This window comes from Candidatus Rhabdochlamydia porcellionis (genome assembly GCF_015356815.2).
GTDB classification, from domain to species: Bacteria; Chlamydiota; Chlamydiia; order Chlamydiales; family Rhabdochlamydiaceae; genus Rhabdochlamydia; species Rhabdochlamydia porcellionis.
In genome coordinates this window covers 317,646-342,597 of the sequence record NZ_CP075585.1, presented here as the reverse complement: position 1 = coordinate 342,597, position 24,952 = coordinate 317,646, and the positions used below count along the sequence as shown (strand labels likewise).

At 35.1% G+C, this 24,952-nt stretch carries 20 protein-coding genes, 1 tRNA gene and 3 pseudogenes; 11 read left to right on the top strand and 13 right to left on the bottom strand.

What is annotated here, in order from left to right:
• Nucleotides 1-475: 475 nt before the first annotated feature.
• Entirely contained in the window at nucleotides 476-2,116 is a 1,641-nt protein-coding gene (locus RHAB15C_RS01640) for a phospholipase D-like domain-containing protein (protein ID WP_194845030.1), read from the top strand.
• Here RHAB15C_RS01640 and gnd read toward each other — a convergent pair.
• Nucleotides 2,113-3,549: a decarboxylating NADP(+)-dependent phosphogluconate dehydrogenase gene (gene gnd, locus RHAB15C_RS01635; protein WP_194845031.1), complete on the bottom strand. Its 1,437-nt coding sequence runs from the start codon at nucleotides 3,547-3,549 to the stop codon at nucleotides 2,113-2,115. The genes RHAB15C_RS01640 and gnd overlap by 4 nt on opposite strands.
• A 90-nt stretch (nucleotides 3,550-3,639) precedes the next feature.
• Here gnd and RHAB15C_RS01630 point away from each other — a divergent pair.
• Nucleotides 3,640-3,713, top strand: a tRNA-Arg gene (locus tag RHAB15C_RS01630).
• Here RHAB15C_RS01630 and RHAB15C_RS07410 read toward each other — a convergent pair.
• From RHAB15C_RS07410 to RHAB15C_RS01600, 6 genes and pseudogenes are all read right to left on the bottom strand, one after another.
• Complete coding sequence (locus RHAB15C_RS07410; protein WP_194845041.1) at nucleotides 3,675-4,367, bottom strand: N-acetylmuramoyl-L-alanine amidase family protein; 693 nt, start codon at nucleotides 4,365-4,367, stop codon at nucleotides 3,675-3,677. The genes RHAB15C_RS01630 and RHAB15C_RS07410 overlap by 39 nt on opposite strands.
• Nucleotides 4,368-4,380: 13 nt before the next feature.
• Complete coding sequence (locus RHAB15C_RS01620; protein ID WP_246587583.1) at nucleotides 4,381-5,865, bottom strand: UDP-N-acetylmuramoyl-L-alanyl-D-glutamate--2,6-diaminopimelate ligase; 1,485 nt, start codon at nucleotides 5,863-5,865, stop codon at nucleotides 4,381-4,383.
• A complete protein-coding gene (locus tag RHAB15C_RS01615) occupies nucleotides 5,853-7,877 on the bottom strand; it encodes a peptidoglycan D,D-transpeptidase FtsI family protein (RefSeq protein WP_194845032.1) in 2,025 nt (674 codons plus the stop codon). The genes RHAB15C_RS01620 and RHAB15C_RS01615 overlap by 13 nt, the downstream gene beginning before the upstream one ends.
• Nucleotides 7,877-8,239 carry a hypothetical protein gene (locus RHAB15C_RS01610; RefSeq protein WP_194845033.1) on the bottom strand — a complete coding sequence of 121 codons (363 nt, stop codon included), beginning with the start codon at nucleotides 8,237-8,239 and terminating at the stop codon, nucleotides 7,877-7,879. Before RHAB15C_RS01610 ends, RHAB15C_RS01615 begins: the two co-directional genes overlap by 1 nt.
• Before the next feature lie 13 nt (nucleotides 8,240-8,252).
• Nucleotides 8,253-9,121 (bottom strand): annotated as a pseudogene (rsmH, locus tag RHAB15C_RS01605) (16S rRNA (cytosine(1402)-N(4))-methyltransferase RsmH).
• Between the two features lie 37 nt (nucleotides 9,122-9,158).
• A complete protein-coding gene (locus tag RHAB15C_RS01600; protein WP_194845034.1) occupies nucleotides 9,159-9,656 on the bottom strand; it encodes a division/cell wall cluster transcriptional repressor MraZ in 498 nt (165 codons plus the stop codon).
• Nucleotides 9,657-9,916: 260 nt separating this feature from the next.
• Between RHAB15C_RS01600 and RHAB15C_RS01595 the strand changes: the two genes are divergently transcribed.
• The 8 genes and pseudogenes from RHAB15C_RS01595 (at nucleotide 9,917) to RHAB15C_RS01565 (ending at nucleotide 16,415) form a co-directional block, all read left to right on the top strand.
• Entirely contained in the window at nucleotides 9,917-10,423 is a 507-nt protein-coding gene (locus RHAB15C_RS01595) for a DUF5399 family protein (RefSeq protein ID WP_194845035.1), read from the top strand.
• A 9-nt stretch (nucleotides 10,424-10,432) separates the two neighbouring features.
• Entirely contained in the window at nucleotides 10,433-10,828 is a 396-nt protein-coding gene (locus RHAB15C_RS01590; protein ID WP_194845036.1) for a type III secretion chaperone, read from the top strand.
• A gap of 213 nt (nucleotides 10,829-11,041) precedes the next feature.
• Nucleotides 11,042-12,385 carry a chromosomal replication initiator protein DnaA gene (gene dnaA, locus RHAB15C_RS01585; RefSeq protein ID WP_194845037.1) on the top strand — a complete coding sequence of 448 codons (1,344 nt, stop codon included), beginning with the start codon at nucleotides 11,042-11,044 and terminating at the stop codon, nucleotides 12,383-12,385.
• Between the two features lie 473 nt (nucleotides 12,386-12,858).
• Nucleotides 12,859-12,954 (top strand): annotated as a pseudogene (locus RHAB15C_RS07235) (IS1 family transposase); the annotation flags it as partial.
• A 119-nt stretch (nucleotides 12,955-13,073) separates the two neighbouring features.
• Nucleotides 13,074-15,638, top strand: coding sequence for a leucine-rich repeat domain-containing protein (locus RHAB15C_RS01580; RefSeq protein ID WP_220716063.1), 2,565 nt, complete (start codon nucleotides 13,074-13,076; stop codon nucleotides 15,636-15,638).
• Between the two features lie 44 nt (nucleotides 15,639-15,682).
• A pseudogene (locus tag RHAB15C_RS07230) lies at nucleotides 15,683-16,001 on the top strand (IS630 transposase-related protein).
• Nucleotides 15,995-16,138 (top strand): hypothetical protein, encoded by a 144-nt coding sequence (locus RHAB15C_RS07225; RefSeq protein ID WP_246587532.1) that lies wholly within the window; start codon nucleotides 15,995-15,997, stop codon nucleotides 16,136-16,138. Before RHAB15C_RS07230 ends, RHAB15C_RS07225 begins: the two are co-directional and overlap by 7 nt.
• The gene (locus RHAB15C_RS01565) at nucleotides 16,128-16,415 is read left to right on the top strand and encodes a transposase (protein WP_320412561.1); all 288 of its coding nucleotides are present in this window, start codon (nucleotides 16,128-16,130) and stop codon (nucleotides 16,413-16,415) included. Before RHAB15C_RS07225 ends, RHAB15C_RS01565 begins: the two co-directional genes overlap by 11 nt.
• A 293-nt stretch (nucleotides 16,416-16,708) precedes the next feature.
• Here RHAB15C_RS01565 and RHAB15C_RS01560 read toward each other — a convergent pair whose 3' ends face one another.
• The 4 genes from RHAB15C_RS01560 to RHAB15C_RS01545 form a co-directional block, all read right to left on the bottom strand.
• Complete coding sequence (locus RHAB15C_RS01560) at nucleotides 16,709-17,305, bottom strand: hypothetical protein (RefSeq protein WP_194845452.1); 597 nt, start codon at nucleotides 17,303-17,305, stop codon at nucleotides 16,709-16,711.
• A gap of 366 nt (nucleotides 17,306-17,671) precedes the next feature.
• On the bottom strand, nucleotides 17,672-18,031 hold the full coding sequence (gene gcvH, locus RHAB15C_RS01555; RefSeq protein ID WP_194845453.1) for a glycine cleavage system protein GcvH: 360 nt from the start codon (nucleotides 18,029-18,031) through the stop codon (nucleotides 17,672-17,674).
• Nucleotides 18,028-18,663 carry a DOMON domain-containing protein gene (locus RHAB15C_RS01550; protein WP_194845454.1) on the bottom strand — a complete coding sequence of 212 codons (636 nt, stop codon included), beginning with the start codon at nucleotides 18,661-18,663 and terminating at the stop codon, nucleotides 18,028-18,030. The genes gcvH and RHAB15C_RS01550 overlap by 4 nt, the downstream gene beginning before the upstream one ends.
• Nucleotides 18,660-20,906: a hypothetical protein gene (locus tag RHAB15C_RS01545; RefSeq protein ID WP_194845455.1), complete on the bottom strand. Its 2,247-nt coding sequence runs from the start codon at nucleotides 20,904-20,906 to the stop codon at nucleotides 18,660-18,662. The genes RHAB15C_RS01550 and RHAB15C_RS01545 overlap by 4 nt, the downstream gene beginning before the upstream one ends.
• A gap of 237 nt (nucleotides 20,907-21,143) precedes the next feature.
• On the opposite strand from RHAB15C_RS01545, the gene RHAB15C_RS01540 reads away from it, so the two are divergent.
• On the top strand, nucleotides 21,144-22,397 hold the full coding sequence (locus RHAB15C_RS01540) for a CPn0927/CPn0928 family alpha/beta hydrolase fold protein (RefSeq protein WP_194845456.1): 1,254 nt from the start codon (nucleotides 21,144-21,146) through the stop codon (nucleotides 22,395-22,397).
• Nucleotides 22,398-22,498: 101 nt separating this feature from the next.
• Here RHAB15C_RS01540 and proS read toward each other — a convergent pair whose 3' ends face one another.
• Nucleotides 22,499-24,013 carry a proline--tRNA ligase gene (proS, locus tag RHAB15C_RS01535; RefSeq protein WP_194845457.1) on the bottom strand — a complete coding sequence of 505 codons (1,515 nt, stop codon included), beginning with the start codon at nucleotides 24,011-24,013 and terminating at the stop codon, nucleotides 22,499-22,501.
• Between the two features lie 11 nt (nucleotides 24,014-24,024).
• The gene (locus RHAB15C_RS01530; RefSeq protein WP_220716061.1) at nucleotides 24,025-24,714 is read right to left on the bottom strand and encodes a lipoyl protein ligase domain-containing protein; all 690 of its coding nucleotides are present in this window, start codon (nucleotides 24,712-24,714) and stop codon (nucleotides 24,025-24,027) included.
• Nucleotides 24,715-24,952: the final 238 nt, after the last annotated feature.

Here is a 24,952-nt window from a genome sequence, read left to right as displayed (position 1 = left end):
AGTTTTATTTATTTTTTAAAAAGGCATTCATTTAACTTACTCACCTTACGCAACAAAGATGGAAAATAAGATAAGCAACACTTCTTTAATAGAATAGATAGCCTCTATAAGATCTTTCCAGAGAAAAGCAGAAGCCGATCCCTATATCAAGGACAATAAAGAACAAACATCAAAGGATTTATTAATCATTGGCTATAATAAAGCCTCAAGAATTCTACAAAATATTAGCAACTTTTATTTGCTAAATGAATACTGAAACAACGTTAACTTAACAAGTATTCAATTTATTTTTTTAATTTATAAAATACATCAAAATTCAGATCCTAAATACAAATCTTTAATTTTGTGCTCTTTACAACTTTTATAATTATTGAAAAGTATGATTCTAATGTGCAAAACAATTAATTCTTTAAAATATTTATTGTTTAATTATACTGTTTAATTGTATAATATAGTATTACATATAGGTATATATATGTTTATTAATAATATTAATAACAGTTCAGATTCATCTACAAATCAAAAAGAAACAAATAAGCAACAACCCTTTTTAGCTTACAAAACGTGCCTTTTTGTTTTAAAGGCTTTATTCCTTGCACCAGTATTCAAATTTATCTTTTCTATAAAAATTATACCAGCGGGCTCACTTGGAATCTTTAGTGGATCTGCTTCTTGTATTTATATACAACAATTCTTCTCAAATTCTGCTTCTACTATATCTTCTTTGTATAGAGGTAGAAAAACCATTTTTCCAGGTCTATCCAAAAAGCTTATGCAATCCATTCGACAGCCAATTGCACAAAATCAATTCAGTTCATGCAATGCAATTGCCTGCCAAAACACTATAGAATCTTTTGAATGGAAAAAAACACTTATTCAAGCAGCTGATCAGAACATTGTTTTATCTGGTAATTATTGTGGAGGGAAAGCGTTTGATGAACTTTTATCAATGATAAAAGATCAATTAGAAAAAAAATCTCAATTAAAAGTAGTAATCCTATCTTCTGATAAGTTTATTGATTCATCTAATCGTGAAAAAATTAATCATCTTATGATTGCTTATTCCGATAGATTCCAATTAATAGAGAGCTCTGATATATGGACAATTGGAGAAAAAGCAAAACTTTCAACTAATCATTCTAAAATCCTCTCTATTGACTATGGTAAATATTTTATACTAGGAGGAAGCGGAATAGAAGATAAATATGCTTATGATAATGGTCTAACTAATAAAAAAACTTTCTTTAGTCCACATAAAGCAGGATTGCTTCATAAGATTTTACCTCGCAGCTTTCGCGATCAAGATTTTGTCTTTCACGACGAAAAAGAATATAAAGGAGTTGGAGGTAGAGTTCATCTAGAGACAATTCAATTGGCTTACGCATGGATGCATTATAATAAGAGTCAAGAGCAGGGTAGCGTAACTGAAAAGATTCTTCTAGATCAAGCAATAAATCGACCTTTACCTATTGTTCATACAAGGATTGAGCAATTTCATCAAAATTCGAATATGAATAAAGATGTAGAAGCAAAAATCTTATTCACAGGGCCAGAGAGTATTAATAACGTTTTTGAACAAGAATTAATTATGCAATTTGATCAAGCAACTTCGCGCATTGTGATTGATCATATGTATTTTCACCCTTCTCAAGTAGTATTTGATACTTTGGTTAATGCAGCAAATCGTGGAATACCTGTTACTCTTATTACCAATGGATATGACAAGAATAGTCCAATGGGCCATAAAGCTTTTGGTCCTCGTAACCGATTTAATTATATTGCATTTAAAAATGCAGTGCATAAGGAATACCAAGAAAATATTGATATTTATGAATTCAAAGTACATAAAACCACTCTTCATAAAAAAGTGATTATCGTAGACGATACGATAATTGCAGGAAGCAGTAACTTTGGTTACAAAAGCTTAGGCCCAAATTCTGATCACGAAATCAATTTTATTGCAAAAAGCGCTTCCTTTGCAGAGCAAACCTTAGAAGCTATTAAAGTAGATTATCGAGAAAACTACTCTAAGTCAACCTCCAAATTAACAAGGATGACCATCCCCGAATTAGCACGTACGGTTATTCACTCTTTATCCGCTTTTTCGATTGGTTAAGAGCTTTTCTCCATCTTATTCCAATCGGTATGAAAAAACTGTCCGCGCGGTTTGTCAATTCTTTCATATGTATGCGCTCCAAAGAAGTCTCTTTGGGCTTGAATGAGATTAGCTGGAAGATATCCACTACGATAACCATCAAAAAATGCAAGCGCTGAACTGAAACAAGGAATAGGGATTCCAGCTTGTACAGAGGTGATTATTACCTTTCTCCAAGAAACTTCGGCATTGATAATTGCCTTTTTAAAAAAGGCATCAAAAAGCAAGCTTGGTAGATCTGCATCTATATCGTAAGCTTTTTTAATATCATTTAAAAATCCACTTCTAATAATACACCCAGCTCGCCAAATAAGCGCTATAGATCCGTAATTAAGATCCCATTTCATCTCTTTAGCAGCGGCTCGCATCAGCATAAAGCCTTGTGTATAACTGATAATCTTAGAGGCATATAGGGCTTGTTTTATATCTAAGATTAACTGCTTTTTTGTACCGGTATAAGAATTTATGGCTTGAGGAAATGATTTCTGAGCTTGCAACCGTTCTTCTTTTAAAGAAGATAAGCATCTTGCATAAACAGCCTCTGTGATTAAGCTCACAGGGACTCCTAAATCTAAAGCGCTAACGCCTGTCCATTTCCCTGTACCTTTTTGATTTGCTACATCTAGGATATGGTCTAATAGCAGGGTTCCATTTTGCTCTTTCTGCAAAAAGATTTTAGCTGTAATTTCCATTAAAAAACCATTTAAATAACCCAGGTTCCACTCTACGAAAATATCATGTAGTTGTTCTGGATCATTACTAACAAATGTCTTTAGTAAAAAATAAGCCTCTGCAATCAGTTGCATATCTCCATATTCAATCCCATTATGTACCATTTTCACATAATGACCAGCCCCCCCCTCTCCAATCCATTCACAACAAGGAAGACCGTCTTCTGTTGCCTTTGCAGAAATGTTCTGAAAAATTGGTTTAAGAATGGGCCATGCTTCCTTATTACCACCTGGCATAATCGAAGGCCCAAGTCTTGCTCCTTCTTCTCCTCCAGAAATTCCTGCACCGATAAATAGAATTCCCTTTTTCTGTAAAAAATCGACTCTTCTCTTTGTATCGGGATAGTGGCTATTGCCTCCATCGATGATGATATCGCCTTGTTCTAGAAGAGGTAGACATTCATCGATCAGGTCGTCAACGGGATTACCTGCCTTAACCATGAATAATAATTTACGCGGCTTTTTCAAACTAGAGATCAGTTCTTTTAAGGAATACGTCCCTATGACTTGGGTCTCTCCAAGGCCTGATAAAAATTCTGTTACCTTTGTAGTAGTGCGATTAAATACAGCAACTCTATAGCCATGGTCATTCATGTTCAATACGAGATTTTGCCCCATAACAGCTAATCCTATTAATCCCAAATCAGCTTTAGCCTCTGCCATTATTACTCCTTAAGAGTTCTCTATTCATGTAAGCTTTTTAGTATACAGAATGGATGACAATTATTCAATCTTCAGACAAACTACTCTTTTGTCCTCGTAGCTCAGGAGGATAGAGCGGCCGCCTCCTAAGCGGCAGGTCGTGCGTTCAACTCGCGCCGAGGACATTTATTCATCTTAAAATAGTTATCTATCCCTTGTGCAACTCCCAAGGCGATTTGATCAAGATATGTCCTTTGTCTTATTTTTTGTCTTTCTTGGATGTTGGTAATAAAGCCTCCTTCAATAAGTACAGCTGGCATAGTGGTTTCGCGAATGACATGAAAATTACCCGCTTTAACCCCTCTCGAATTAGCTTCTGTTTGATCGATTAACCTAGTTAGAACACAATTAGCAAGCTGCTGAGAAGCTCTATTACGAGGAAGAGGTTTTAACGAATAATAATAAACCTCTATTCCTTCTGCCTGTTTATTTTTCGAAGAGTTAAAATGGATACTTACAAAAATATCTGCTTTAACCTGGCTTGCAATTTCAACACGCCGAACTAAAGGAATAAAAATATCTTTAGAACGAGTCATTATTACACGGTAACCCAAGCCTTCCAAATGTCTTTTTGCCAGTAAAGCGGTAATGATATTCACCCTCTTCTCTAAAAAGTTGCCAAAGCTGGCTCCACTGTCTTTCCCACCATGCCCGGCATCTAATACAACAAGAGGTTTTATATATCCTGCTACTGTTGCATCGGAGTCATTAGGTAAAAATAAAAAAGAGAAAATAAACCCTATACAAATCTTCCAGCATATAAACCTAAATCTTTTCATGTAACCCCTTATTTCAATTGAAAACTGCAGTTTCACAAGCTAACTTAGCAACTAAACGATCATCAAATACCACAGACTGTTGAGAAAAGACCTGATAGATCTCATGTCCTTTTCCTGCAATTAATACAATATCTTTAGAAGAGCCTTTTTCTATTGCAGAAAAAATGGCCTCCTTACGATTTAAAATCGTTAATATGGCATTGGGATTTTTACATCCTTTTAAAATATCATTTACAATTACTTGAGGATCTTCTTGCCTAGGATTATCTGTAGTTACAATTACAACATCCGCTAATTTTTCTGCAATACTGCCCATTTTAGCTCTTTTTTGACGGTCTCTATTGCCTCCACACCCAAATACAACGATTAATTTACCCGACTTTATCTCTCTAAGAGCCGATAATACACATTCGAGAGCATTCTCCGTATGGGCATAATCTACAAAAATGTGAAGACCTCTTGAATTAGTTACTTTTTCTAAACGCCCTGGCACCCGATTAAATGATTTTAGGGTATATATAATTTTTTTCAAACAATATCCGTGAGATAAACCAACTCCTACTGCAGCAAGAAGATTATACAAATTATGTTTACCAATTAAATGAGAGACTAGTTTTGCCTTTTCTTCTTGGTAATGAACAAAGCATTCTATACCTTCTGGAGTTAACTTTATTTGATGTGCATATAGGTCTGCTCTAGAATCCATACCATAAGTAAGTAGATCAGCCCTAGTATTTTTCATAATCTCTTCCGCATAAACACTATCTAGGTTAATAACAGCGGTCTTTGGACCTTTATGCGCCAAGGGATTGAGTTGTGAAAATAGCGCAAGCTTAGCTTGCAAATAGTTTTGTATAGACATATGGTAATCTAGATGATCCTGGTCAAGATTTGTAAACACAGCAACATCAAATTCAATCTCCTTTACCCGACCTTGATCTAAAGCATGTGAAGACACTTCCATTACACAACTTTTACAATTAGCAAGAGCCATATCATTAAAGAGTTTGAAATTAGTTAAGACATCAGGTGTAGTATGGGTTGCAGGAAAATGATGCTTTCCAATAATCCACTCGATAGAACCAATCAATCCACATAAACTACCAAGCTTATCTAAAATATGTTTAATAAGACAAGCTGTTGTTGTCTTGCCGTTTGTGCCTGTAATGCCTATTAGAAATAGCTTTTCATCAGCAAGATGATAATACTCCTTTGCAAGTAGAGCCTCTATTGCATTCACATCAGGATGGATGATTTGCACTACATCAGATAGAAAAGGATTATATAAATCGGTTAAAACAGCAGTAGCTCCAGCAGCTATTGCTTCTGAAATAAACTCTGCTCCATCATGGAATAAACCCTTTTTAGCAATAAATAAGTTGCCAGGAGCTACTAGTTTAGAATTTGCACAAATCCCTGTAATCTCTATGTCTTTAACACCTTTATAGGTTTTAATTTTTAGACGCTTAAGAAGACTTTTTAATTTTATCCGTTCCATTTTTTATATAATTCCAGTAAAGCTCGACTCTCTTTTAGCCAATCCCCTTTTTCTTTATCATATCTAGGATCTTGAGGAGAATACCCATGGGGATCGTCTGGGGGTATACCAAGATATTCTAATGTGCGCAGTCCAATCTCTCTAAAAGCAGGAGCTGCACATCTACCTCCATGCTGGTTTCTTCCTACTCCGGGAATATATTTGTATTCAGGTTCATCAATCACAACCAAAAGCACAAAGCGAGGAGAAGAAACAGGAGCAAATCCAATAAAAGAAGAGATATGATTCTTTTTGGAATACACCCCGCCTACAATTTTCTCAGAAGTTGCTGATTTTCCCACTTCGGTATATCCATAAATATCTGCTTTAGCAGCAGAGCCTCCTGGTTTTGTCACATATTTTAAAGCTTTTAAAACATGTCCTATAACCTCTTGTTCTAATAACCTAGGAAAACCTTTTACTCTTTCCTGAGTTGTATTGTCAAAAAGAACTTCTTCTAAGCCTTCTTTTTTTTTTCGAGTAATTTTACGTACTAAAGTGGGTTTTACATCTTTTCCTCCATTAGCCAAAATAGCATAGGCTCGTAACATTTGTAGACTATTCGCAGCAATATTATGACCAAAAGCCATGGAATAAGGTGTGGGAACAGACCAGTATGTTTTTCCTTTTTTTGACTTTTTTCCAGGTACAGGCAGAAATCCTGTACTCTCAGAAGGAAGCTCAATCCCCGTTTTTAGACCAAAGCCAAAAATATCTTGTAGAGCATCTCTATACCACTGCTCTCCAAGCTCTGTAATTATCCTTTCCACTAAAATAGCCATATAAATATTTGAAGACTTTTGCAGCGCCATATACATATTCAAATAAGAATGAGAGCGCACGTCACGAATAGGTCTTTTTTTACGTCCAGGAAAAGTCTTGCCTATCACTTTGATTTTTTCCTCCGGCGCAAATAAAGCAGATTTGCCTTGTCTTTGTAATTCTAAATTAGCTCTAAGGGCTAGTGCCACTGTTAATGGCTTCATTGTTGAACCAGGCTCAAAAGGATCTGTAATAGCTTTTACTTTTGTATGCTCTATCAGATTTTCATCATTAAAATACTTTTGACAATCTCGAGGGTCAAACCACGGATACTGCGCTAAGGCCCAAACTTCTCCCGTATGCGGTTCCATTAAAACAGCCCATCCACTCTTTGCATTAGCAAGCTTTACAGCCTTATAAATTTCTTCTTCTGCTAGAGCTTGTAAATGGTGATTAATGGTTAAATGTATATCCGCTCCATTTTCTGGTTCTGCGATGACCTCTGTTGTCTCTAAAGAATGACGGGGAGAGCGTAAAATATAACGCTTCCCCTCTTTGCCTTGTAAAATGGTGTTAAAAAACAACTCCATACCACCAGTTGGTATAATTTTCTGACTTTTTTGATCTTTTTCTTGTCTGACTGTATGCAAAACTTGGCCTAGTAGTTTTCCAAAAGGATAAGAGCGTTGATAATCTTGAATAAAAAAAAGTGCATTTCGGGCAATTTTATGTGTTTTAGCAAAAGCAAACCACCATTCTTGAAGCGTATTTTTTTGTTTTTGACTCAACCACATAGCAAGTTTTCGCGAACGGGTATTGAGTTTCAAGTGTTCCTGGAGCTTTTCAGCTTCTGCCTTATTTAAAAGGCAAACATCAGCAATTTTATCTGTAATTTCTTTTCGATGAGAACTAGGAATGGATTTAGGATCAGAATACAAATGAAATTTTAAAATATCGATAACAAAAGTTTGAAGGCTCTCTGGATGTCCTTTTTTTAAAGCTGTATTAGAATAAAATACACCTCTTTTACAAGGCTCTGTAATCAGCAATTGATGTTGAGTACGAGCCATTTTCTCCCATTTCTCGCCCTCAATAATTTGCAGATGAAAAAATCGAAGAATAAGTATAGAAAATAAGAGAAAAACCCCTCCAAAAACCCATACTAGGCGCTTATAAGCTACTAGCCAAGGCGAGGGACTACTATCTAACATTATTGCTTAGCCCCAACCGCGAGATTCCATTTAAGAATAGGAAGGTCTTTCTCTTTTTCTAGAGGAGATTTTGACATGATAGCAGTTTCAGAAACTGTAAGAACTTCTTGTAGCATTGGATATTTTAAATGACTAAACTCGCTGCAGCGTGCTAATTGCATAAGATGTTCAGGGCTCTCAAAAAGATCGATTTCATATTTTAGGCGATTATTCTGTTCTTTTAGCTTATTGAGCTCAGAAGAGAGTATAGGAATTTCTAATCGCAATCGAGTCACTGCATTTTGTGTATTTATATAAAAGCAAAGACAGCATCCAAAAACCCCTATACAGCAAGCTAATTGAATAAATACTCTCTTTAACATGATCACTTGATCCCTATATTTTCTCCACTACACGCATTTTTGCACTTCGAGCTCTAGGATTTATACGCATCTCTTTTTGAGTAGGAACTACTGGTTTTTTTGTCATTACATGCAAAACCGGCTCACAAACACGAGACTTAGATCGATCTGATGCTTGTCTGAAAATATGCTTTACGATACGATCTTCTAGACTATGAAAGCTAATAACACCCATAATACCACCAGAGGAAAGATATTGAATTGCTTTGGTAATGCCTTCGGTGATTCCTTCCAACTCGTGATTTACACACATACGCAGAGCTTGAAAAATCAAGGTTGCAGGATGGAGCTTACCCTTCAAAAGCGTCTTCAAAGAAGAGGAAATGGTATCAGCTAACTGAGTTGTGGTTTTAATGACCCTCTTGCGTCTTTCTTCCACAATTGCTCTAGCGGCTCTTTTCCAACGTGGCTCTTCGCCCAAACGAAATAGTTCACCTAATTGCTTTTCTGTCCAATGGTTTACAATTTCCATGGCAGTAAGAGAAGATGAAGGGTCCATTCTCATATCAAGAGGCCCCTCTTCTGAAAAACTAAAACCTTTACGCCTTTTGTCTAATTGCATAGAAGACACTCCTAGGTCAAAAAAAAACCATCCACGCATTGAATGTTTCTTTCATTTAAATATTGATCAAGGCTTGCAAAATTCCCTTGAATCATTTCCACCTTATCTTTCCAAGGTTCAAGCACTCTAGCTGCAATCTCAAGAGCCTCTGGGTCTTTATCACAACCGATAAATCTCTGAATCTCTGGATGCTCTTTTAAAATGGCTTTTGCATGCCCTCCTGCTCCCAACGTTCCATCAAAAAAAATAGATAGCTGTGAATCTTGAAAAAAACGTAACATTTCCTCTACCAAAATCGAAACATGTTCTGTTTGTCGATTATATGTCATCCATTTCCTCTTCTGGTTTTTCGAGTAAAGCAAATGCTTCTTCTGTTAGTTTAGCCAAATTCATATCAATATCTTCACCGCTTAGCACCGCTTCAAGCTGTGTGTCGTACTCTTTCTTTGGCCAAATTTCAATTTTGTTAAGAACGCCTGCGATTACAATTTCAGAGGTAATTCCTACTGCTTTTCTCAACGTGGATGGAACATGCACCCTTCCAATTTTATCGCATGTAGTTTGGTATAGTGTGGAAAAAAACAATGTAAAAAACTTCTGATATTTGCCTAAATGTGATTTTTCTTGAAATTTAGCTATAATTCTTTGAATATCGCTTTGACGATAAATAGCTAAACATCCTCCTAATCCAAGACCTAAACTGAACTCTAATATACCATTTTCCACCAAACCAAAACGCATCCCTTGAGGAAGCACAAATCTTCCTTTTTCATCAATTTTAGTTACTGTTGATCCACTAAAAAAGAACTTGTGCATAAAGATACTTGGCCTATCATTCCCACATTTTCCCACAATCTATCACTAAAACATAAAGTTGGCAAGAATCTTAAGTAAATTTTAGTAAAAAACATTGTTCTAAAATGCTAATTGTTAATTATTAAAAATAAATTATTATTAAAGGGAAATTGGTGGAAAAGAGATTTTTTCTATCCTAAAAGCACCGATCTATTGATAATTTAGACGCAACATGGCAAATCTCTTAAATAAGAGCATAAAACAACTTTAGGTAAACAGCTATGCCACCACGTACAATTGATAACTTAGGAATTGAGGTCTCAACTCGATATGCAGAGGATTTAAAAGAGCTCGATCAAAAGCTACTGGTCGAAGCTCAGGGCATTCAAGAACAGACAGAAATAGAAATTACCTACCCATTCTTTCTAACAGAGTTAGAAATTTTGCTCGAACCTCAAAAACAGCAAACATGGGCAACTTTCACTCCTCCTAAAGGATATTTTGAGCAAAAAAAGCGGTTTTTTATGTTTCAATTGATCCCTTCTTTAGGATCGGAAGAAAAACATGAAACGCAAACGCAAAAGATCATTTCTCTGAAAACCTTTTCTAGAAAAAAAAAGGGTAATCAACAGCAAGAAGAAGAGCAAGGATCAGATCATTCCGATCGTGAAAAAGAATATCATGAGAAAGAGAAAAAAATACTCGTCTCTGTTTTACAAACCATTATGCATTTAGACAAAGAAATCCAAGAAATCAATGCTCGAAGAGGGCAATATCATAAAGGCTGACTTATAACCATGAATCAAATCGATTGGATATCTATATTAGGATGGAGTGACGAAGAGCTCTCCGATTTACGTTTTGTCGGTTACTCTTATATTAAACAAGGCAAATACGATATTGCGATCACTTTTTTTGAAGCGCTTATCATTTTATCTCCCTCTTCTCTTTACGATCTTCAGACCCTTGGTGCTTTATATCTACAAAAAAATAATAACCTAATGGCGTTAAATTATATTGAAAAAGCACTTAAACTCGATCCACTTCACCAACCTACTCTACTTAATCGAGTAAAGGTTCTATTCGCTTTAGGTTACAAAAAGCAAGCATTAGCTCAAGCTAAAGAACTGGAAAGAAGTCAAAACCCTGAAATTATCAATCAAGCTACAGCTCTTGTCATAGCGTATAGCTAAATAACTTTGAAACCACTTTTTAAATAAAAGAGTTGATTATATTTTTTTTCTTTCCTTGCCTTTTTAAGACTTAACTATTTACCTCTTCGATCATACAAACCTAAGCAAAAATCTATTGCCAGCTTTGTTCATCAATGTTAACTTGACGACATAAAAGATAGCCCAGAAGTATCTGTGGAAAGTTTGTTCATAAGTGTAATTAATTAGGAATCTATGTTGACAAAAACACCGCAAGAAGCATGGTCGGAATTTTTAGAAACTGTTGAAAAACGATGTTCCACTACAGAATTTCAGAATTGGTTTGCTCCGATTCGTATACGAGAAGAATGCACTGAAGAACTCTGCCTTGAAGTGCCAAACATTTTTGTTCAAGAATATCTCATGAATAATTACAAAAAAGAACTCAGTTCTTTTCTATCAGTAAAAACAACAGGTGAACTTAGTTTATCTTTTACTATTTCAGAAACAAAAAAAGCAGAGCCCTTACCACAAATTCCTTTGAGCCAGCTAGCTTCACCTGCTTCTCAACACGCCTTAGAAGTAAAGCTCAATCCTAATTATACATTTCAACATTTCATTGAAGGTCCTTCGAATCAATTTGTAAAATCTGCTGCTGTAGGAATTGCCACTCGTCCTGGTAAATCTTATACTCTTATGTTTATTCATGGAGGAGTGGGTTTAGGCAAAACCCATATTTTGCATTCTATCGGTCATCAAGTAAGAGAAAGACATAAAAAATTACGTGTTTATTGTATTACCACAGAAGCTTTCATTAATGACTTAGTCGATAATTTACGCAATAAGTCTTTAGATCGCATGAAACGGTTCTATCGCTCTTTAGATGTTTTACTCGTGGATGATATTCAGTTTTTACAAAACCGCCCTAATTTCGAAGAAGAGTTTTGCAATACTTTTGAGAGCTTGATCAATCAGGGAAAACAAATCGTAATTACTAGTGATAAACCTCCAGGACAACTCAAACTCTCTGAACGATTAATTGCAAGAATGGAATGGGGACTTGTAGCCAATGTAGGAATCCCCGATTTAGAAACACGAGTAGCGATCCTACAACACAAAGCAGAACAAAAAGGATTTCGTCTTCCTCAATCGATTGCATTTTTTATTGCAGAGCACATCTATAACAACGTACGTCAACTTGAAGGCGCTATCAATCGTTTAAATGCTTATTGTCGCTTGATGAAACTCGATGTTACACAAGAAGTTGTAGAAAGCACCTTAGGTGAATTATTTCAAACCTCTTCATATAAAAAGATTTCTGTAGACAACATCTTAAAAAGCGTAGCTACCATTTTTGGAGTACGGATTAGTGATTTAAAAAGCTCTGTTCGCTCAAAAGATGTCTCATTTCCTAGACAAGTTGCTATGTATCTTGCTAAAGAACTCATTAACGATTCCCTTATACGTCTTGCCTCTGCTTTTGGGGGCAAAACTCACTCTACTCTTTTACATGCTTGGAAAAAAATCGCAGGTCTTGTGAAAAAAGATGAAAGATTACGTCGTCAAATTGATATGGCTAGACGCAATCTAGAAGCTTAAAGAATTGAAGTCCATGTGAGTTAAAATTTTCTCTTTCATAAAAACCTATTTGCAAGTGCTTTATTGTAGCAATGAAGAACCTCTTGCCCTAACTACTGCTCACATACCGTAAGAAAAATGGCTCTATCCACAAAGGATTTTCCGCATATTCGATATGAGTATGCCATGGTTACTAAGATTTATGGAGAAAACCTTTTAGTCTTTACCAAAGAGCTTACATGCAGGGATTATCGCTGAAATTAATGAATTTGAAGTGCTTGTACTAGGAGTAGATGAATTATGGAGTTTTGTTAGAAATAAAAAAATGATCAATGACTATGGGATTGTAATGCACGCAAAATACTCGCTTTTCACGTTGAAAATAGAACAAAAACTTCAGGAGAAGTTTTAATGGCTAAATTTCCCATTGATTTTAAAAAAAATACTGCAGATAAATTCTCAGCTTATTTTTGAAATTATCCCCTTGGAAATAACATAACCCTGTTCGCAAAGGATCAGGAAAAATAAGTTATATTGAAAGATTTAACTGTACGATCAGGCAAAGATGTACAAGATTAATTCGAAAAACATGATCTTTTTCTAAAAAAATATCCAATCATATTGGTATGATTAAAATATTTATTTTAACAATAATTTAAAATCGCTACCTGCTTATGACCACTAGTAAATTAGCATTAAAGGTGTTTATATGACAATAAATAGCAGCAACAACAATCCATCTCAATTAAAGCACGCACTCACAAGTATTTTAAAAGAATGGGAAAAAGAAGCATCTTCAGAAGAAAATAGAAGAGAAGCTACAAATAGAATTCTTGATTTTTTTAATTGCAAAGAAAAGTCTCTATTAGATTTATCCTACTTAAACTTAAGTTCTTTGCCTGATGTTTTCAGTCATCTCTCTGAATTAGAAGAACTAAACCTTAATGGTAACAGACTTACAACTTTTCCTGGTACGAATATCGGCTTAACTGCATTAAAGTTAAAGATCATACATATTAATAATAAAATATTTGCTACGCTATTTGGTATACTTACTTACAGGGCTGTTTTAGCTCAAAAACAGCAATTGGACCACGTCTTAAACCAGTGGATAGAAAAATCTCTTTCTGAAGAAAATCAAATAGAAGTTAAAAAGAGAGTTTTTGATTTTTTTAATAATAGCACAAAAAAAAATTTAAACTTATCTAATCTAAACTTAAGCTCCTTACCCGATATTTTTAACATTTCTTGCTTTTGTCATAGATTAAAACAGTTAGATCTCAGCAAGAACCAACTTACAACCCTGCCTGATACATTCGGCAACCTATCTCAACTAACAGAACTAGATCTTAGTACTAATCAACTTACAACCCTACCTGATACATTTGGCAATCTAGCTCAACTAATATGGTTAGATCTTAATACTAATCAACTTACAACATTACCTGATACACTTGGCAATCTAGCTCGACTAGCAGAACTAGATCTTAGTACTAATCAACTTACAACCCTGCCTGATACATTCAGCAATCTAGCTCAACTAACACAGTTAGGGCTTAGCATCAATAAACTTACAACCTTACCTGATGCATTCAGCAGCCTATCTCAGCTAGCAATACTAGATCTTAGTACTAATCAACTTACAAACTTACCTGATACACTTGGTAATCTATCTAGACTAACAGAACTAGATCTTAGTATTAATCAACTTACAACCCTGCCTGATACATTCGGCAATCTAACTCAACTAATATGGTTAGATCTTAGTACTAATCAACTTACAGCCTTACCTGATGCATTCAGCAGCCTATCTCAGCTAGCAATACTAGATCTTAGTACTAATCAACTTAGAACCTTACCTGATACACTTGATAATCTATCTAGACTAACAGAACTAGATCTTAGTACTAATCAACTTACAACCTTACCTGATACACTTGATAATCTATCTAGACTAACAGAACTAAATCTCAAGGAGAATCAACTTACAGCCTTACCTGATACATTCAGCAACCTATCTAAGCTAACAATACTAAATCTCAGCGAGAATCAGCTTACAATCTTACCCGATACATTTGGTAATCTATCTAGACTAATAGAACTAGATCTTAGTACTAATCAACTTACAACCCTGCCTGATACATTCGGCAATCTAGCTCAACTAACACAGTTAGGGCTTAGCACCAATAAACTTACAACCTTACCTGATGCATTCGGTAATCTATCTCGACTAAAAATATTAGAACTTAGCAATAACTATTCTTTAACTGAAATCCCTCTGAAAATACTAGAGCTTCCCGAATCTAGTGTTATTGCTTTGAGAGGGAACCATAATATTGATCCAGTGATTCTAGAATACCTTTTAACAGCTATTGCTAGTTTTCGTTACAAGGGTCCTAAGATCATTCTTCATAATACAATGAAAGAGTTCGTAGCAATGATGTATCAATTAATAAAAAAGCCTCCTAGAGAGTTTTCTAAGCTTGAAGAATCAGAAGATTTGTACCTTTGGCTAAAGCGACTATTTGATATTGCTGACTTTAAAAAGGGAGGAGAATTACAAAAAGAATTAATTACTCAAGTGATAAACTACTTAACCGAAGCTAATGACAACCAAGAGTTTCGTGCAACTTTTGATACGATTATTCATGATGCAGTAAGAACATGTGGTGATAGAATGGCATTGTCTATTATAAATTTAGATGTTGCTCATCAACTTGCAACTGTTTCTTTTACAAACATGCATGCTCTAGCAGATCTTCTTAAAGGTTTATGGGCTATCAATATGTTAGAAGCAATTGCTGAAAATAAAATTAGCGTTTTACGATCTGAAGCTGAAGATCCTGATCAGGAAGTTGATGAAGTGGAAATATACCTTGGATACCTCATCAAACTCAAAGAGGATTTAAACCTTCCTGTAAACATGCAAAATATGCTTTTCTTTGACTGCAGTCAACTAACTCCTGACGACCTACAAGAGGCTAAAGCATTTGTCTTGAGCCAGCAGAGCCATCAAAAAGCGTATTTTGCGTTTCTTAATCTTCATGATAAATGGATAGCAGCTCTTTCTACTCATTATAAAGAAGAATATCAATCTATAGTAGATGCAAGAGAAAATTCTGCTAGCTTAGAAAACCCAGACTATATTGCTATTGAGGAAAACTTCAATAAACAACTAGAAGCACTAACCGAAAAAGCTCTATCAAGAAAAAGGGCATTATTGAGGGACTCTTCTTTAAATGAGTCAAAAAGAGTCCGCTTCAATATTCTATAGCAATTTAACTTTAAACTTTCACGACAAAGAAGTATGATGCTTACATGGCATATTCCTATGATTTAAGAAAAAAAGCATTAGACTATATAGAGAAAGGCAATTCAAAAGAAGAAGCAAGTCAAATCTTTGGAGTGACGGCGCGTAGCATATTTAAAAAGACGTCCTAATAAAATTGAAGGAGAAAAGCTAAAAGCGTACCTTCAAGAGAATCCGGATAACTACTTAAAAGAAATAGCCGAATGCTTTGGAGTAACGATAACTGCGGTCTTTTATGCATGTAAAAGACTAAAGATTACTTTAAAAAAAAGACGCCCTTCTATCAAGAAAGAGATGATGAGAAAAGAGAGTAGAGGAAATTGCTGAAGAAGATCGAGTTTATGTCGATGAAAGTGGGATTAATGAATATCTTCAAAGGAAGAATGCGAGAGCACCCAGAGGGGAAAAAGCGTATGGTCTGTATCAGGAAATCGTTATCACAGAGAAAGTTTTATAGCAGCTAAGAATCGATCAAACATTTTAGCACCCTTTTGTTATACAGGAACATGTAATACCCAGTTGTTTAACATGTGGCTCGAACAAATACTCATCCCTGAGCTAAAACCTGGACAAGTAGTTATTTTGGATAATGCGAGTTTTCATAAGTCCAAAGAGAGTTTAGAAATCATTAAAAGAGCTAGATGCGAAGTATTATTTTTGTCTCCCTATTCTCCTGATTTGAATCCTATCGAAAAGTTTTGGGCACATTTTAAGAAAAGAGTAAAAGAAGCCTTAACCTGATATTCAAACCTTGCAGAAGCTATTGATCAATCTTTTTTACAAGTGTGTAGTTAATGGAAATTTTAAATTCAAATTACTATAGTATGCAGAAAATGTAGTAAATAGTTAAGTCATTGCTTACAACAGATGCTTTTGAGTATAGGCGGTCTTGACTTCCTTAAGCCTAGACAAAGAAATCATTCAAAAATAAGCTCTTGCAAATCACTATATACAAAATCAGCGTAAAACGTCTGTTAGTAAAAGAGGTTTTAGCAAGAAGGTTTGGGATATCAAACCCATATAACTGATGTAATCTAGAAGCTTAAAGGGCCAAGCAGTGTGAGCCCCATTAAGCTTTTAGGGTTTTCTCTCTTTATTATTTGTATGCTTTTATCATAACTCTGATCTTGTTGAAAACTTATTAATAAAACATGACTATTTTGTAATTTCTTCAAAAAAAATCGTCTATGTGGCACCTGTAAAATTTTACTCATTTCTTTTGCTAGTAGAATAGATAGTTTCTTATGCGTGCATAAATTAGGTACAATATAATCAGGTAGAGAAAAGTCTAACCTTAGATATTGATAGGCCATAAGTGCTGCTATAGATGGAACTCTATAGTGCTGTCCTTTAAGAACCTTTTCTAATAAAGCATAAAGGGGTACCTTTTGCTCACTAACATACGCTTGTTTTATATTGGCTTGATGCATGCAAGATAAACAATAGGACTCATAGGAAGCAGAAAAACAACAAGAGCATCTCTCTTCTTTCTCTAAAATATCGATTAAATCAAAACACTCTTTGCAAAAGATATGTCTTTTAGAATTACAGAGTTCGTGACAATAGATACAAATAGAAGGATAACAGATCTTTTGAATAACACCACTTAAATTCTTTAAAAGAACTCTCATTACAATACTCTTAAAGGAAAGATACCTTAACTGGATTTGTTACAGTTAGGGTATCTTTTTAACTAATCACCGATTTTTCCAACAACTTGTTTTCTCTAAGGTATTTCCAGAGTTATCTCGAGCTTCTACTAACTACAATTGGTTTAGGTCTAAAATACCATGATGCACTTCCACAAAAAAACGACTTAAAGTTCATACAGTCCCAAGAATATTTTGAGACGTAACATTACGATCAGCTAGATATTTTAGATGTAAAACTTTAATATGAAAAGCACTCTTATATTTTTATCCCAAGCAATTTTTGGCAAAAAACAATACAGAGCCATCTTGCACCCAACATTCCAAAAACGCTAAAGAGCTTTTTTTTCATCGAATGAACTCTTTATATTGTTCTTCTGATAGGAGTCTTTCTAATTCCTCTTTGTCTGTAATTTTAACCTTAAAAAGCCAACCATCGGTTTCAGCTGCTTGGTTAATCCCTTGAGAAAACTCTTGTAATTTTTCATTAATTTCTAAAACTTCTCCAGATACAGGAGAATAAATATCTGCTGCTGCTTTGGTAGATTCAAGTACAGCAATTTCCTGACCGGCTTTTACCAGTTTGCCAACAGAGGGTAATTCCACATATACGATTTCCCCAATTTCTTTTTGAGCAAAATGAGTAATTCCAACCGTGCCTACTTCATTCTCCATTCTAATCCACTCATGTGACTCTGTAAATTTCATATAAAAATACTCCCTTTTATCAATTCACAACTAGCCCAATAACGAGGATGCTGTTCTGTTAATGGGAAAGCAGAAGAAAAATGTTGAAAAGCTCCTTTGCTATGTAAACGATAGTTTATTGCTATACGAGAAAACTGCAATGGATCATAGCCATGTAAACAATGCGCTGGAATGATAACTCTAACGATATAAGATTTGCGATGATCCTGTAGATTTACTTGTATATCTTCTGCTAAACAAAGAGGATGTGCGTCTTCTGTACGAAAAATCGTTATCTCTTTTGCAAATGTCTCATCATTTGCTTTCTGAGGAAGAATGAAAAATTGATGACAAAAGCGATGTGTAAAGCTAATGGTTTTTAAGTCTCTTGTATCAAAAAATAGTTCTATTTTATCTGTAGATTCTAAAAGCTTATCAAAAAATAGATCGCAGTAAATCGCCTGTTCATTCCAAGCTATTGCAACCTCTGCAAAAGAAACTTCATTGAGCAACTTAGAAGTAGAAGGCAATAAAAACTTTTTCCTCATCACCTTGATAGAGGGTTGATTTTTAGCATGTAAAAGCTTGCACTGAATAGCAAAACAATCAAGCGGTACAATAGGACTTATCTCTTCTAATAGATCAATTGTCATTCAAGCTCCTTATCGGAAAAAACAATGCAATTTCCTTCTACTATTTTTTCTAGTAAATGACGCATCACATCTCGACATGTATCAAAAGAAAGAAATTGGAATCCCTGCTCTATTTTTTCTAAAGGCACTTCTTTTAAACGCTCTTTAGAACATACTTTAGCAAAGGCTAAAGAACCCGAAGATCCTATAGAAATAGGCGACCATTGATTGACAGGAATCTCGACCCAATCATCCGTTGGGAAATCCAGTTTTTGGCTACGAGAAATGCACAATGAAGTAGAAGTTAGCTCCCATTGTTTAGGTAAATGAAGCACAGCACCTAGTTCTAATTGCTGTTTTGCAGATTGCATGAATCCATACAAACGATATTTACAGTAAAAGATCCCAGGTAACTGTTTACTCATCCCTGGTAAGTCCCCAAATATCTTTACATATTCCTGTTCAATAGCAAGCAATAAAGGCTCATATAAAATACGCGCTATCTGTTCTTTTACCTCATAAAAAGGTTTAAAATTCCCATTTCCTTGAAGAAATAACCCTTTCCCTTTACGTATATTTGGATAGGCATTTTCTAATTTTTGATCGAGAATAGCATCTAAAGTGCCATCTTGAAAAGCTTCTTCAAAATTAACCAACTCTTTCTGAACATCGCGGCTAACTAACTCTATGCGATAAAAGTTATTTGCATCCACATTATAACATTCCTCTATCGATCCTAATGGAGCATTTTCTAAAAAAACAGCACATTCTTTATCGTTAAGTAAGGAGCTATAAGGACCTTGAGCTACTGGTTTTTTCCTTAAGGACAATTCGACGGTTTCCAGAGGTCTTTGTTGCAAAGCTTGCATAATAAGTTCTTTATCTTGTCGAACCATTTCGAGTCTTGCGACTTGATCTATAGCAGTACGAGACTCTATTTGATCTAATACCTCTCTACGATCTGAAGAGTTTTTAATTTCAGAAAACCTCTTTTGTAAAAAAGACCATCCTTCATCCGTAACTTCCCATTCCCAAGTACTTTTAAGGCTAATTTGAGCAGCAAGCTCCTCTATGTTAATAGAGCTTAAACGAACCTCTACTTTTTTTTGCACAAGCGCTGGCTCTCTTGCTTCAATGCTATTCAAAGAAGCAAATTCTAAAGGTAGATTCAAACTCTTTGGTTGTTCAAGAGATACGGCTTCTAAGTATACCTGCAATTTAAGAAGTGCAGAAAAATCGTGTAAACGTAAATAAGAAGGTAGTTCATACAATTCAACTTCTACACTTTGATCCGCAAATAAATGAAATTGCTTTTGCGCTAATGGATCATTAAAAACGCTTCCAGAAGTATCCAATACCAAACGTCGAAATAGCATAACATGGCGCCAAGCATTTACGACATCGACCTCATTTAATCCAAGCACCTGTAATTCACGTTGAAAGTATTGCATAGCTTGGCCAGGTTCGAGTGATTTATTTTGAAAAAGCTGCTTGTATCCCTTATAAATGTTTTGCAAGAGATCGGTTTGTGCTTCTTGTTTGGTAATTTGATATTTTTTTTGTTCTGCAAGAGAAGATACATTTAAAATAAATTGACTAGCTAAATGGATAAATCTATCCCCAAACCAATCTTTTACATTTTTGAATCCAAATAAAGACAACTCTATTTCTGTTAAACGAGGATCTTTAGGAACTCCTGCTTTTTGCTCTTGAAAATGCAATACCTGTTGCATAGCTTCTTTAGGAAAAGCTATTTGATCGAGATACAACTGGCATAATGTAGAAAATCTATGAGCATCCATCTTCGAATTTTTCAACTGCTCTAAGTGCTCTAATAATCCAGGGGAATAACTTTTCCAAATAGCCCTACAACTTAATTGAGCATCATAAGGATGGGTATAGGGCTTAAATAGAGCGATAACCTTTTCCTTCTTTTTAAGCTCCGGTTCCAAATAAGGAAAATACTGTTCGGCTAACATCACAGCAAGCCCTGTCTCTAAAAAATTCTTTTCAATTACTCCATCGTTCAATAAATGAGGCCAATTACTACGGTCGGTATCAAAGATGGAATGATTAAGTAATTGACTTAAGACCAATAATTCTTTGGAATAAATTGGTCTCCCATTAACAGTCTTACCGATCTGCTTATCAGGAGTGGATTCCATCATTTGCGTATTGATCCCTACTACGGAAAAAGAGATCCCTATAATAATGGTTACAAAAATAAAAAAAACTTTCTGATATTTGCGAAAAAATTCTAGCATAAAGCTTTCCCGACCTTTAAGTGCTTTATTAAATGATAACTGCCATATTACAAGGAAATAAAAAAATTGCCTAAACAAAAAAAAAGTTTTAGCAAAAGGAGAATCCTTTTCTAGAGAAAGTATAAATTCATTATAAAATTTTTAATATTTAAAATAAATTTTAATATTTTTTTTTAATTGCTATTAAACTTTTGTTATTGTATAATGTTTTTTTATCACTAAAACTAAGAATTAGTTATGACAATCTCTAGCCCTTCAAGCTTTATTCATTCAGAAAAATCTTTTTCAGACATTTTTTTTGGAGCAAATGCATTTTATAGTCAGCCTGAATATTTAGAGGCTACAAAACAAGATTTGTCTTTAACTAGGCCTTTGCTTGTCAGTTACACATGGAATACCGAGCATAAAATTATTAGAATTGCAAAGCAAATCCTATCAATCATTGTTTGCCCAACAGCTTTTTCAATCACTGCTTTTTCAATGAGTCTTTCTCTTATTGGAAAAATCTCCTTGATAAAAGCAGCACTCATTTGTTCACCTATGTCTCTTCTTTTCTTTGCTAGAATTCTGATTTTGCCTGCTTCATGTCTAGGTTCTTTTGCTTCAATCACAAGCTTTATATTTAAAAAATGTTCTTTACATGAGAGAAGATCGGAACTTGAATTAAAGAATGAATGGAAGTACAAGCGCATAACTATTGAAACTGATGGATATAAAATAGATAGCATAATAGCTGGTAAGCCATCTACTTTCAATAATGGTAGATGGACTCTAATATCCAATGGGAATGGTGAACTTTATGAATTCAAATTGGATGAAGAGTTAAATAATTTTTTATCTAAATGTAACAGCAATGCTATTTTGTTCAATTATCCAGGAGTGGGAGTGAGCTCTGGTTTACCTAGTAAGCAAGCAATGGTCAAAGCTTATCGTGCCATGCTAACCTTCTTAGAAGATGAAGAAAAAGGTATTGGTGCTAAAGAGATTATTGGATCTGGCTTTTCTCTGGGTGGAGGTATACAAGGAGAAGCATTAAGAATACATCCATTAAAAAAAGATATAAAATATGTTTTTATCAAAGACAGAACGTTTTCTTCTTTAAGTCGGCTAGTTCCATTAATAACATGCAAATTCTTTGGTTTTTTAATAAAACCTCTTGGTTGGGAAATGGATTCTGTAGCTTCTTCTCAAAAGCTACAAGCGCCAGAGATCATCTTACAAGCAACTCTACCAAAATATCCTTATGAAAACTATGTATACGAACTAAAAAACAGCAATAATCTAGCTGAAACAGACGGTGTAATAGAAAAAAAAGGCTCCTTAGCTTTTGAATTGCTGGAATTAGGAGCTCGTAAGAATAAACATTTTCTAGGAATTAGATCTTCTCATAATGATCCATTAGACACAGCTTCTGTTGAGCGTTTGTCTGAAATTGTTAATAAAACCTTCTCAGAAGATTTAGAGCTACTTACACAAGTAGAATGTAGGTGAGAATATATTCAAGCTTTCTTATGCTTCTTGTTTTTCTATATTTTTACAAAGAGAATTCAATAATATGCTCTTTTTGATGTTATTGTTTGATAAATCTATTCTCAATACGACTTAGCAAAAATCACTCGTCTTGTACTTTTTTTACCTGTAAAGGGACATGTTCCCTCCTCTTCTTCGTCTAATGGGATGCAACGGATGGTAACCCCTAAATCTTGTTTAATTTCTTCTTCTATGTCGAGATCTTCTGAGAAATGAGTTAAGGCAAATCCTGCATGGATCTCAGGATTTTTAGGATTTTTAGGAGTAAAAAATGCATAGAAGTCTTCTTGAGTATCAATTTTATGGGTATGAGTGTTTCTAAAATCCAACGCTCTTTGCAGAAGTGTATCTTGGATAGAATCGAGAATATCTCTAATGGATAAGAGAAGTTTTTGTTTAGAAAATGTCTTTTTTTCTCTATGAGGACAATCTCTCCGCGATACAGGCAAGAGGTCTTGTTCTATGTCTCGTGGACCTACTTCAATTCGAATAGGAATCCCCTTTTTAATCCAAGACCAGAGTTTTTCTCCTCCTCTTAAGTCTCTTGTATCGATGATGACCTCTAAAGACCTACCTACATAGGATAAACCACGGAGTTCTTCTGCTAGGGACCTGCAATAGTTAAGCACCTCTTCTCTTTTCTCTTCTTTATGTATCACAGGGAGCAGGACAATCTGAGAGGAAGCAATCTTAGGAGGTAAAATTAATCCATCATCATCACTGTGAGTCATTACAAGAGCTCCAATCAACCTGGTGGTTACTCCCCAAGAAGTAGTCCAAGCAAATTGCGATTCTCCTTGTGGATCCTGAAAAAGAATCTGGGAAGCCTTGGCAAAATTCTGTCCAAGAAAATGCGAGGTTCCCGCCTGCAGGGCTTTGCGATCTTGCATCATTGCTTCAATGCAATAGGTAGAAACAGCACCTGGAAATCTCTCAGAAGCGGTTTTTTCTCCTTTAATGACGGGAATAGCCAAAAATTCATATGCAAATTGCGTATACACGTCGAGCATGAGTTTTGTCTCTTCTTGCGCTTGCTCCTTCGTGGCATGCGCTGTATGCCCTTCTTGCCATAGAAATTCTGTCGTACGTAAAAACATCCTTGTTCTCATTTCCCAACGAACTACATTCGCCCATTGATTAATCAGAAGAGGGAGATCGCGATAAGAAGTTATCCACTTGGAAAAAGCATCACCAATAATTGTTTCTGAAGTAGGACGCACAACCAAGGGCTCTTCTAACTCTTCTGCTGGGATTAATTTCCCCTCTTGATTTTTTTCTAAACGATGGTGGGTAACCACCGCACATTCTTTGGCAAAACCTTCTACATGCTCTGCTTCTTTTTGCAAAAAGCTTAAAGGAATAAATAGAGGGAAATAAGCGTTTTGATGGCCGGTTTTTTTTAGCATAGAATCGAGCACTCTTTGCATATTTTCCCAGATCGCATATCCCCAAGGTTTGATAACCATACAGCCTCTAACAGAGGAATGCTCTGCAAGATCGGCTGCTTTTATGACTTCTTGATACCATTCTGCATAGTTTTCTTGGCGGGTAGGTTGAATTGCGGTGCGCTCTTTCATGATAAGCCTCTTTAACAATTTGCTTGTGAATATTTTAAGCAAATGCGGTTTAAATCACAGGCTAAAAGTGTTTGAAGATCCACCTTTGCTGCCTCTATTTGTGCTTTTGAAACAGCTTGATCCCCTAAAAGAGGAAATGTGTGCCTATACATAGCATCAATCACTTCTTTAGAACGAATGATTTGATTAAGGTAATTGCGATTGGGAAGCTGTAGACAAATACTCCCCTGATGTAGGAAGCCTTTTTTTGTTTTACGTTGAGCAGCCCCTGCTACCTTCTTATTTTTTAGCATTACATCATATTGGGTTGGCTTTGCCATACAAAAATGTTTACAATCCTTAACTGAAGAAGCTTCCTCTTGAGGAGTAAGGTAAAAGGAAGTACTATTCCCCAAAAAAGACTCAATTGAGGATAGGACAACCGCATTAATGAGTGCGTAATTATTTAAGGTATTTACTGAATAAAGAGCGCAACTAGCTGGTACTAAAACGCTAAAAGCAAAATCCCAAATATGAAAAATCACTCCTCCCCCTGTCGGTCTTCTTGCTAAGTCAAGCAGCCCAATTTGGTCTAAAAAAAGCAAGGAGGCAGGATCTGCAAAATAGCCATAAGTCGCACTAGGAGACTCCCATTCATAGAAATGAAGTACTGGGTTTAAAAAATTTTCAGCATTTTCTAAGAGCTCCATATCAAAGCGCATATTTTCCTCGGCACTTTTTCGCTCAGTATGTATAATTATACATTCGGTAGTTTCCATGAATTCACTATATTTTTTTAAATTCTAAAGCTCAAGAATACCTAAAAAAGAAAAATTGTTCATTTAAAATAGCTTATAAATGCGAAGAAATCTCTTGATTAACTTTGTCTAATTTGTCAAAAAAAGGAAAAAGCCCCTAAAATTATCGGTTTATAAGAGGATGGGATAAAAAAGGTAATAT

Bases quoted from the DNA above. Each gene is read 5' to 3' on its own strand.
- RHAB15C_RS01640 (WP_194845030.1), top strand. From the start codon at position 476: ATGTTTATTAATAATATTAATAACAGTTCAGATTCATCTACAAATCAA.
- gnd (WP_194845031.1), bottom strand. From the start codon at position 3,549: ATGGCAGAGGCTAAAGCTGATTTGGGATTAATAGGATTAGCTGTTATG.
- RHAB15C_RS07410 (WP_194845041.1), bottom strand. From the start codon at position 4,367: ATGAAAAGATTTAGGTTTATATGCTGGAAGATTTGTATAGGGTTTATT.
- RHAB15C_RS01620 (WP_246587583.1), bottom strand. From the start codon at position 5,865: ATGGAACGGATAAAATTAAAAAGTCTTCTTAAGCGTCTAAAAATTAAA.
- RHAB15C_RS01615 (WP_194845032.1), bottom strand. From the start codon at position 7,877: ATGTTAGATAGTAGTCCCTCGCCTTGGCTAGTAGCTTATAAGCGCCTA.
- RHAB15C_RS01610 (WP_194845033.1), bottom strand. From the start codon at position 8,239: ATGTTAAAGAGAGTATTTATTCAATTAGCTTGCTGTATAGGGGTTTTT.
- RHAB15C_RS01600 (WP_194845034.1), bottom strand. From the start codon at position 9,656: ATGCACAAGTTCTTTTTTAGTGGATCAACAGTAACTAAAATTGATGAA.
- RHAB15C_RS01595 (WP_194845035.1), top strand. From the start codon at position 9,917: ATGCCACCACGTACAATTGATAACTTAGGAATTGAGGTCTCAACTCGA.
- RHAB15C_RS01590 (WP_194845036.1), top strand. From the start codon at position 10,433: ATGAATCAAATCGATTGGATATCTATATTAGGATGGAGTGACGAAGAG.
- dnaA (WP_194845037.1), top strand. From the start codon at position 11,042: ATGTTGACAAAAACACCGCAAGAAGCATGGTCGGAATTTTTAGAAACT.
- RHAB15C_RS01580 (WP_220716063.1), top strand. From the start codon at position 13,074: ATGACAATAAATAGCAGCAACAACAATCCATCTCAATTAAAGCACGCA.
- RHAB15C_RS01560 (WP_194845452.1), bottom strand. From the start codon at position 17,305: ATGAGAGTTCTTTTAAAGAATTTAAGTGGTGTTATTCAAAAGATCTGT.
- gcvH (WP_194845453.1), bottom strand. From the start codon at position 18,031: ATGAAATTTACAGAGTCACATGAGTGGATTAGAATGGAGAATGAAGTA.
- RHAB15C_RS01550 (WP_194845454.1), bottom strand. From the start codon at position 18,663: ATGACAATTGATCTATTAGAAGAGATAAGTCCTATTGTACCGCTTGAT.
- RHAB15C_RS01545 (WP_194845455.1), bottom strand. From the start codon at position 20,906: ATGCTAGAATTTTTTCGCAAATATCAGAAAGTTTTTTTTATTTTTGTA.
- RHAB15C_RS01540 (WP_194845456.1), top strand. From the start codon at position 21,144: ATGACAATCTCTAGCCCTTCAAGCTTTATTCATTCAGAAAAATCTTTT.
- proS (WP_194845457.1), bottom strand. From the start codon at position 24,013: ATGAAAGAGCGCACCGCAATTCAACCTACCCGCCAAGAAAACTATGCA.
- RHAB15C_RS01530 (WP_220716061.1), bottom strand. From the start codon at position 24,714: ATGCGCTTTGATATGGAGCTCTTAGAAAATGCTGAAAATTTTTTAAAC.